We start from the raw sequence: 7551 nt of genomic DNA on the forward strand, positions 1-7551 counted from the left end.
TCCCGGAATGACGAATGGAGAGAGAGCGTCGTCATCACAGCACGATCACGTCGCCGTCGGGCGTGGCCGCGTAGAGCCGCTCGACCAGCGCGGCGCGGCGTTCGAGACCGGCGCGCTGGTTGATGTAGCCCTTGTCGGTCAGCTCATGGCCGTCGATCGAGGGCGGCTCGACCATCAACATGGCGCGGCCGATGCGCCGGCTGGTCGCGCCCTCGCACTCTTTATTATGGGCTTCGAGACCACGGCGGACGCAGTCGATGACGGCCGGATGCTTCACCACGTCCTCGAACGTCGCGTTGGGATCGCCGACCAACTGGCGGCAGGCGTGCAGATTGGGCCAGGCCAGGAGACCGACATATTCGCGATCCTGCCCGGTCACCAGTGCATCGTGGATCGCCGGCGTTGCGGCTGCGATCGCATCGGTGCGCAGCGAGCCGACATGGACGAAGGTGCCCGTCGTGAGCTTGAAATCCTCGACGACGCGGCCGGCGAAGATGATGCCTTGCGCCGGATCATTGGGATCGACGAATACGCCGGCGTCGCCGATGCAGTAGAAGCCCTCCTCGTCGAACGCCTTCTTCGTCAGCTCGGGCTGACCGAAATAGCCAGGCATCACGTTGATGCCGCGCAGGCGCAGCTCGTATTTGTCGCCGACAGGCACCATCTTCAGCTCGACGCCGGGGAACGGCAGGCCGATCAGGCCAACGCGCTCGGTGTTCCAATAGGTGCCGGTCGAGGTCGGCGCGGTCTCGGTCGAGCCCCAGCCGGTGTAGAACACGATGCGCTCACCGGTGGTCTTCACCGCCAGCGCCTGCATGCGCTCGTAGAGATCGTCCGGCAGCCGCGCGCCGCCATAGGCCATGATGCCCAGATCCTTGAAGAACGAGCGGCACAGCGCGTCGTCCTTTTCCATCGCCGCGGCGAGCGCCGCGTAGCCGGCGGGAACGTTGGCGTAGTAGGTCGGCGACACCTCGCGCAGGTTACGGATGGTTTCGTCGAACATGCCGGGCATCGGCCGTCCGTCGTCGATGTAGAGCGTGCCGCCCTCGATCAGCAGCGGATTGAACAGCGCATTGCCGCCCATGGTGTGATTCCACGGCATCCAGTCGAGCACCGTGGAGATCGGCGCCTCCGGCCCGCGCGGCCGCGTCTGCATCATCATCGCCGCATTGGCGCACATCATGCGCTGGGTGTTGATGACCGCCTTGGGCATGCCGGTCGAGCCGGAGGTGAACAGCAGCTTGCCGACCGTGTCCGGCGTGATCTGCGCAATCGACGCGTCGACCGCGCCGGTGACCGGCGTCGCGGCGAGATCAGCGAAGCTGATGCTCGCAACGCCCTCGCACGGACGCGCGACATGAACGACGGTGACGCCGTCGAGATCGAGCGCCTTCAGCGCCTTCTCGAAGGTCGGGCCGTCCTGCACCATGACCACGCCCGGCTTCACCAGTCCGAACAGGTATTTCAGCTTGAGGTGATCGTGACTCATCAACGAGTAGGCCGGAGACACTGGCGTCGCCGGCGACCGTGCCTGCATGGCCGCGAACGTCATCAGCGCATGCTCGATCGAATTGCCGGAGAGGATCGCGACGGGCCGGCCGTCCAGCCTCAAATTGAGCAGGCCCTGCGTCAGCCCATCGACCGTGCGCTTGGCCTCGGCATAGGACAGCTTGCGCCATTGCCGCTCGGCCCCGCTGCGTTGCGCGAGCCAGGTCCGCGTCGGCGCCTCCTTGGCCCAGCGGGCGAGCGGCGCCGCCAGATGCGGCTCATAGGCCTGCAGCGGAATGCGCGACTTGATGATGATCGTGCCGTCAGTGCGGCGCTCGACGTCGATGTCGCGCGCCAGCCAGTTGACCTTGCGGAATGCCGGCTTCTCCAACACCTTCGCTGCCGTCCCGTCCATTTTGCGTCTCCCGAAATATCGTCCTTTGCGGATCTTGATATCTAGCGGTTGGTATAGACCGGCTTTCGCTTCTCGAGGAAGGCTGTAATGCCCTCCTTGAAATCCTCCGAGCGGCTGCACAGCACCTGGTTGCGATCTTCCATCGCGATGACGGCCTCGATCGACGACGCATCGACGCTCATGTTGAGGCATTCCTTCGACAGTCGAAGTCCGACCGGCGAGGCCGTCATCATCGCGTCGACGAACGGCGCGGCCGCGTTCTCGAGCATATCGTCCTCGACGATCTCCGACACCAGGCCGACCATGAGCGCGCGCTCGGCGCCGATGAAGCGGCCGGTGAGAATCAGCTCCGATGCGACGGAGACGCCGACGAGGCGCGGCAGGAAGTAGCTGGTGCCGATGTCGCAGCCCCCCAGGCCGAGCTTGATGAAGGCACAGTTCATCCGCGCCGAGCGCGCGGCGATGCGGATGTCGGCCGCGAGCGCCAGCGCGAAGCCGCCGCCGGCCGCCGCGCCCTGCACCAGCGCAATGATCGGCTGCGGGCAGCGCCGCATCAGCATCACGATGTCGGCGATGCGCCGCTGCGAGTCCAGGGATTCGGTCACGCTCGGCGGCTCGTTGACACCGCCGCGCCGCTGCATCGCAGCCTTGAGATCGAGCCCTGCGCAGAAATTCTTGCCGGCCCCCTTGAGCACGACCACGCGCGTGGTGCGATTGCGCTGCAGGCCTTCGAAATAACTGTTGAGCGCATCGATCAACGCCGGGTCGAGCGCATTCAGGCTCTCCGGACGATTGAGCGTCACCCGGTCGACACCATTGTCGTGTTCGATCAGCAGCGGTTGGGACATGGCGCGCGCTCCAGCCTCAGTGTCATCCCGGCGAACGCCGGGATCCATAGCCACCGGCCTGATTGGTTAGAGCGCGGCGTCTGCCAGAGTGCCTCTCACAGACGCCGCGGAGTATGGGTCCCGGCTCAAGGCCGGGACGACAGCGGAGAATGCCGCCTAGCGCGGGGCCATGCGGATGGCGCCGTCGAGGCGGATGGTCTCGCCGTTCAGCATCGGGTTCTCGACGATGTGGACGGCGAGGTTGCCGTACTCGGAGGCGTCGCCGAGCCGGGCCGGATGCGGCACCTGGGCGCCCAGGCTCTTGCGCGCTTCTTCGTTCAGGCCCATCAGCAGCGGTGTCAGGAACAGGCCGGGCGCGATGGTGTTGACGCGGATCTTCTGGCTGGCGAGATCGCGCGCGGCAGGCAGGGTCAGGCCGACGACACCACCCTTCGACGCCGAATAGGCGATCTGGCCGATCTGGCCTTCATAGGCCGCGACGCTCGCAGTGTTGATGGCGACGCCGCGCTCCTCGCCGATCGGCTCGGCGGTGACGAGGCGCTCGGCGAACAGGCGCAGCACGTTGAAGGTGCCGATCAGGTTGACGTTGATGATGCGCGCGAACTTGGCGAGCGGATAGACGCCGTCCTTGCCAACGATGCGCTGCGAGCCGCCGATGCCGGCGCAGTTGACCAGCACGCGCGCGATGCCGTGGGCGGCTTCGGCCTTGGCGATGCCGGCCTTGACCTGCTCCTCGTCGGTGACGTCGGCATGAATGGCGACGCCGTTGAGCTCGGCCGCCACCTTCTCCGCGTTCTCCTTGCTCTGGTCGAGCACGGCGATCTTCGCGCCCTTGGCGGCCATGGCGCGCGCCGTGGCGGCGCCGAGGCCCGAGCCACCGCCGGTGATCAGAACGGCAACGTTGTTGAGTTGCATGGTGCGTTTCCTCCGTTTGTTTGTTGTTGGCGAATGGCGAGTAGGGAGTAGCGAACAGGGAAGGTAGGGCATCCCCCTATTCACTACCCCCTATTCGCCATTCGCGCGTTTCAATATGCCGCCGCAGATCAGCGCCTCCATATGGGCGATGTACTGGCGGCAGACGTCATCGGTGACGGGGCCGACGCCGATCGCGCGCGACATCGCGTGGCGGCCGAAGAACAAATGATCGCAGGCGCCGATCAGGCTGGTGTAGAACAGCACCGGATCGACGGCGCGGAAGTCGCCCTCAGCGACGCCCTGCTCGATCAGCCTGCGATGGAAATCGAGCAGCGGGGCCACGAAGAACTTCGACACCTCGTCGGCCGCTTCGGCGCTGCTCTCGTGCAGCAGATAATGGATCAGCCGGTTCATGTAGGGAAACCGGTGATAGGCGCGGATGATGCCGCTGATGTGCAGCTTCAGCTTGGCCGTCGGCGGCAGCGGCTGCGCCAGCAGATATTCGAGATTGGCGACCTCGGTCGCGGCGTCACGGGCGAGCAGCGCCAGCAGCAGGCCGTCCTTGTTGCCGAAATGGTATTTGACCAGCGCAGCGTTTGCCCCGGACTTCTGCGCGATGTCGCTCAGCGAGATCTCGATCGAGGACCTCGCGATCATCAGCTCGCTGGCGGCGTCCAGCAGCTTCTCTGCTGTCGCATTCCGCCCCGCGGGAAGTTTCTCCGGCACACTGTTCTGAAGCTGGGGTCCCAAGACATGTCTCGCGCTTGATCGGGGCAGATAAGCCGAAGCCGGAGTTGATCTCAAGAGTTAATTGATCGATTGACTAAGGCTCAATCGCGCATTTAAATCGCAGCCAATCACGAACACCAAGTCTAGGGAGGACACGTCATGGCGGAAGCCTACATCGTCGCGGCTGCACGCACGGCCGGCGGCCGCAAGGGAGGCCGCCTGGCCGGCTGGCATCCGGCCGACCTCGCTGCGAAGGTGCTGGACGCGCTGGTCGAGCGCTCCGGCGCCGCGCCGGACCAGGTCGAGGACGTGATCATGGGCTGCGTGATGCAGACCGGCGAGCAGTCGAACAACATCGCGCGCAATGCGGTGATGGCCTCGAAGCTGCCGGAGAGCGTGCCTGGCACTTCGATCGACCGGCAGTGCGGCTCGTCGCAGCAGGCGCTGCATTTCGCCGCGCAGGCAGTGATGTCGGGCGCGATGGATGTCGTGATCGCCGCCGGCGTGGAGTCGATGACCCGGGTGCCGATGGGTCTCTCCTCCACGCTTCCGGCGAAGAACGGCTTCGGACACTACAAGAGCCCTGGCATCGAGAGCCGCTATCCGAACATCCAGTTCAGCCAGTTCACCGGCGCGGAAATGATGGCGGAGAAGTACGGTCTCTCCAAGGATGAGCTCGACGAATACGCCTATAACAGCCATCAGCGCGCGATTGCCGCCACGCAGGCAGGCCACTTCAAGGACGAGATCATCCCGCTCGAGATCGTCAGGGCCGACGGCTCGACCGACACCCATCACATCGACGAAGGCATCCGCTTCGATGTCACCCTCGACGGCATCAAGGGCGTCAAGCTGATCGCCGAGAACGGCAAGCTCAGCGCGGCGACCGCGAGCCAGATCTGCGACGGCGCCTCGGGCGTGATGGTCGTCAACGAGCGCGGCCTGAAGTCGCTCGGCGTCAAGCCAATCGCCCGTGTCCACCACATGACGATGATGGGCGGCGATCCCGTGATCATGCTGGAGGCGCCGCTGCCGGCCACGCAGCGCGCGCTGCAGAAGGCCGGCATGTCGATCGACGACATCGACCTCTACGAGGTCAACGAGGCATTCGCTTCCGTGCCGACCGCGTGGCTGAAGACCACTGGCGCCGATCCCAGCCGGCTCAACGTCAATGGCGGCGCGATCGCGCTCGGCCATCCGCTCGGCGGCTCCGGCACCAAGCTGATGACCACGCTGCTGCATGCGCTGAAGCAGCGCAACAAGCGCTACGGCCTGCAGACCATGTGCGAAGGCGGCGGCATGGCGAATGTGACGATCGTCGAGCGGCTGTAAGTCGCGCCCCAATAACGGTGTCGTCCCGGCGAACGCCGGGACCCATAGCCACCGAATTGAATGTCGGGCGAGTTGGAGCCACAGCTCGCTCTCACCACAGGCCCTTGTGGTTATGGGTCCCGGCTCAAGGCCGGGACGACACCATTTTCCTAATTTAGCGGTGAGCCCTCATGACCCACCCCTCCATTCACGCCCAGAGCCATCCGGACAAGATCGCCTATCAGATGGCTGGCACCGGCAAGGCCGTCACCTATCGCGAGCTCGACGAGCTCTCCAACCAGGGCGCGCAGCTGTTCCGCGCGCTCGGCCTGAAAGCCGGCGATCACGTCGCCTTCCTGATGGAGAACCGGCTCGCCTTCATGGAGATCGCCTGGGCGGCGCAGCGCTCCGGCCTGTACTACACGGCGATCAGCCGTTATCTCACCAAGGACGAGATCGCCTACATCATCAGGGATTGCGGCGCCAAGGTCTTCATCACCTCGCCGAAATGCGCCGAGCAGGTGCGCGATCTCGCCACCGCCAAGGACGGCCCGCTGTTCTTCATGGTCGACGAGCCCGAGCCCGGCTTCCGCTCCTGGGACAAGGAGGCCGGCGCCCAGCCGAGGACGTCGATTGCCGACCAGGTCGCCGGCTACGACATGCTGTATTCGTCGGGCACGACCGGACGGCCGAAGGGCATCAAGAAGGACTTCGAAGGCAATCCGATCGACCAGCCCACCCAGTTCCTGCGCGTGCTCTGCGCCGACATGTGCGGCATGAACGCCGAGAGCATCTACCTGTCGCCGGCGCCGCTCTATCATGCAGCGCCCCTGCGCTTCAACATGATGGTCTCGGTGCTCGGCGGCACCTCCATCATCATGGAGCATTTCGACGCCGAGGAGTTCCTGAGGCTCGTCGAGAAGTACAAGATCACGCAGTCGCAGCTGGTGCCGACGATGTTCGTGCGCATGCTGAAGCTGCCGGAGGACGTCCGCAAGAGCTATGACGTCTCCACGCTCAAGGGCGCCATCCATGCCGCCGCGCCCTGCCCGGTCGACGTCAAGGCCAGGATGATCGAGTGGTGGGGCCCGATCCTGATCGAGTATTATGCGGGCTCCGAGGGCAACGGCGTCACCGTCTGCACCTCGAAGCAGTGGCTGGAGCATCGCGGCAGCGTCGGGCGTGCCGTGGTCGGCAAGATCAAGATCCTCGGCGAAGATGATCAGGAGATGCCGACCGGCGAGATCGGCACGGTGTATTTCGCCGACGCGCCGGTGTTCTCCTATCACAACGATCCGGAGAAGACGAAGCGCGCCTACAACGACAAGGGCTGGTCGACGCTCGGCGATGTCGGCTATCTCGATGCCGATGGCTTCCTCTATCTGACCGACCGCAAGTCCTACATGATCATCTCCGGCGGCGTGAACATCTACCCGCAGGAGACCGAGGACGTCCTCATCACGCATCCCGACGTCGCCGATGTCGCCGTGTTCGGCGTGCCGAACGAGGAGATGGGAGAGGAGGTCAAGGCGGTGGTGCAGCCACACGACATGGCGCGCGCCGGCAAGGAGCTCGAGCAGCAATTGATGCTGTTCTGCCGCCAGCATCTGTCACCGATCAAATGCCCGCGCTCGATCGACTTCGAGCCGGAGCTGCCGCGCACACCGACGGGCAAGCTGGTCAAGCGGCATCTGCGCGAGCGCTATTGGCCGAAGGGCGCGGCTTAGAACGCGACTGATCCGCAGATTCCGTCATGCCCGGCCTTGTGCCACGGCTGTCCGGTTCAGACAGACTGGACATGGTGCATGGCGTGGATTCTTCTGCGGTCTTGAGCATCGCCAAATG

Annotated in this window: 6 protein-coding genes; 2 read left to right on the forward strand and 4 right to left on the reverse strand. The window is 65.0% G+C overall.

What is annotated here, in order from left to right:
- Window positions 1-34 precede the first annotated feature (34 nt).
- The 4 genes from QX128_RS19035 to QX128_RS19050 form a co-directional block, all read right to left on the reverse strand.
- Window positions 35-1903: an AMP-binding protein gene (locus tag QX128_RS19035; protein WP_316238213.1), complete on the reverse strand. Its 1869-nt coding sequence runs from the start codon at window positions 1901-1903 to the stop codon at window positions 35-37.
- A 41-nt stretch (window positions 1904-1944) separates the two neighbouring features.
- On the reverse strand, window positions 1945-2751 hold the full coding sequence (locus tag QX128_RS19040; protein WP_316182860.1) for an enoyl-CoA hydratase/isomerase family protein: 807 nt from the start codon (window positions 2749-2751) through the stop codon (window positions 1945-1947).
- Between the two features lie 156 nt (window positions 2752-2907).
- Window positions 2908-3666, reverse strand: a complete 759-nt coding sequence (locus QX128_RS19045; RefSeq protein WP_315805194.1) for an SDR family NAD(P)-dependent oxidoreductase — start codon at window positions 3664-3666, stop codon at window positions 2908-2910.
- 90 nt (window positions 3667-3756) lie between these two features.
- On the reverse strand, window positions 3757-4416 hold the full coding sequence (locus QX128_RS19050) for a TetR family transcriptional regulator (protein WP_316238214.1): 660 nt from the start codon (window positions 4414-4416) through the stop codon (window positions 3757-3759).
- Window positions 4417-4554: 138 nt separating this feature from the next.
- Here QX128_RS19050 and QX128_RS19055 point away from each other — a divergent pair, with 138 nt between their 5' ends.
- Entirely contained in the window at window positions 4555-5727 is a 1173-nt protein-coding gene (locus QX128_RS19055; protein ID WP_315805196.1) for an acetyl-CoA C-acetyltransferase, read from the forward strand.
- 170 nt (window positions 5728-5897) lie between these two features.
- On the forward strand, window positions 5898-7433 hold the full coding sequence (locus QX128_RS19060) for an acyl-CoA synthetase (protein ID WP_316238215.1): 1536 nt from the start codon (window positions 5898-5900) through the stop codon (window positions 7431-7433).
- The last annotated feature ends 118 nt before the right edge of the window (window positions 7434-7551 follow it).

It is taken from the genome of Bradyrhizobium sp. SZCCHNR1015 (assembly GCF_032489875.1).
In the GTDB taxonomy this organism is placed as follows: Bacteria; Pseudomonadota; Alphaproteobacteria; order Rhizobiales; family Xanthobacteraceae; genus Bradyrhizobium.